Annotated in this window: 2 protein-coding genes; both read left to right on the forward strand. The window is 43.5% G+C overall.

Annotated features, from left to right (window positions below; all coding sequences use genetic code 11):
* Positions 1–50 precede the first annotated feature (50 nt).
* A complete protein-coding gene (locus ACEYW6_RS36210) occupies positions 51–245 on the forward strand; it encodes a transposase DNA-binding-containing protein (protein WP_412983605.1) in 195 nt (64 codons plus the stop codon).
* Between the two features lie 17 nt (positions 246–262).
* A complete protein-coding gene (locus ACEYW6_RS36215; protein WP_412983606.1) occupies positions 263–1435 on the forward strand; it encodes an IS4 family transposase in 1173 nt (390 codons plus the stop codon).
* Positions 1436–1448 lie beyond the last annotated feature (13 nt).

Here is a 1448-nt window from a genome sequence, read left to right on the forward strand (position 1 = left end):
ACGGTATATACGGTAAAGTAATAAAAATCTGGTGTTAAAGGTGACGAGCAATGCTGGACTGGTGGGAGAAGAATTTTGCAACTATAGAATTTGGCGATCGCCGATTGAATGAGCGTGCAATGTCGATAGGCTATGCTCTAAGCCTTGGATTTGGGAAAGGACTGTCAGAAATCTTCAGCAATGGAAAAGTACTCAAAAGAGCCTATGAGTTTTTGCCAACCCAAAAGTGGAATTTTCCAGTGTGATTGAGCCGCACTGTCAAATGACGGCGGAGATTGTTGCAGAAAGCGATGTAATGCTGTGCGTCGGAGACACAACTTTTCTTGATTATGGCAGTATTAAGGCTAAAAAAGAAGGTTACGGCCCAATTGGGAAAGGCGGTAACGGCTTAATATTGCACAGTGCATTAGCGATAAAACCTGAGAGTGGTCAATCTGTTGGGTTGTTGTGGCAAAAACTATGGAATCGGGAGCCAAAAGCGAAACCGCCGCTAGATGAAACTCTAACACAGAAGAAACAGCGACAACTAGCAGCCCGTAAAGAAGCCCGCAACCGACCCTTTGAGCAAAAAGAATCATACAAATGGGTAGAAGCACTCACCACTGTTGAAAACCTTGTAAGCCAGCACACGCGAGTAATTCATGTTTTTGACCGCGAAGGTGATATCACAGAAGTTTTTGATAAAATCCGCCAACTTCATCACACGGGAGTAATAGTTCGTGCGGCTCATAACCGCAGTTTAGATTCAGATAGTGAACGTCTGTGGTCGAAATTAGAAGCACAACCCATTAGTTTTGAACAAGAAATCGAATTGCCCCCGACTCAAAAGCGTCTATCGCGTCAAGCCAAACTGTCTATCAGGTTTTGTGCTGTTAATCTTCGCACTCCTTACCGTTTTGATAATCGTGACCCACTACCTGTGTATGCTGTTTATGCCACAGAAGTTGATTGTCCTGATGATGAAACTCCAATCGAGTGGATGTTGCTCACCACAGAAGTTATCGCAGATATCCAGACAGCTTCGATGATTTTACGCTGGTATTCTTATCGTTGGCGGGTTGAGGAATATCATAAAATTTTCAAGTCTGGCTGTCAGGTAGAAAAATATCGGCTTGCTGCTGAGGGTATGAAAACCCTAATTGGTTTTTTAAGTGTGATTGCTGTTGAGCTTTTACAGTTAACTTATTTACACCGTACTCAACCCTTAGCCCCGGCAATTGAAATTCTCAATCCCCTTGAACTCAGGATTTTAAAAGCTAAGTCTCCCAAACTTCCCAAAGTACTAACAGTTAGTTGGGCTGTTGAAGCTGTTGCTCGTCTTGGTGGCTATCTTGAACATCGAAGTAAAACACCCATCGGTATTCAGGTACTGTGGCGAGGCTGGTTAAAATTACACGACCTTTGTGAAGGCTGGCAGCTTGCAAAAGAGACTTAACGGGAAAAGTCAG

It is taken from the genome of Nostoc sp. UIC 10607 (assembly GCF_047228265.1).
In the GTDB taxonomy this organism is placed as follows: domain Bacteria; phylum Cyanobacteriota; class Cyanobacteriia; order Cyanobacteriales; family Nostocaceae; genus Nostoc; species Nostoc foliaceum_A.

What these genes read in the sequence shown, in the direction of transcription:
- ACEYW6_RS36215 (WP_412983606.1), top strand. Translation starts at nt 263, where the DNA reads ATGACGGCGGAGATTGTTGCAGAAAGCGATGTAATGCTGTGCGTCGGA.
- ACEYW6_RS36210 (WP_412983605.1), top strand. Translation starts at nt 51, where the DNA reads ATGCTGGACTGGTGGGAGAAGAATTTTGCAACTATAGAATTTGGCGAT.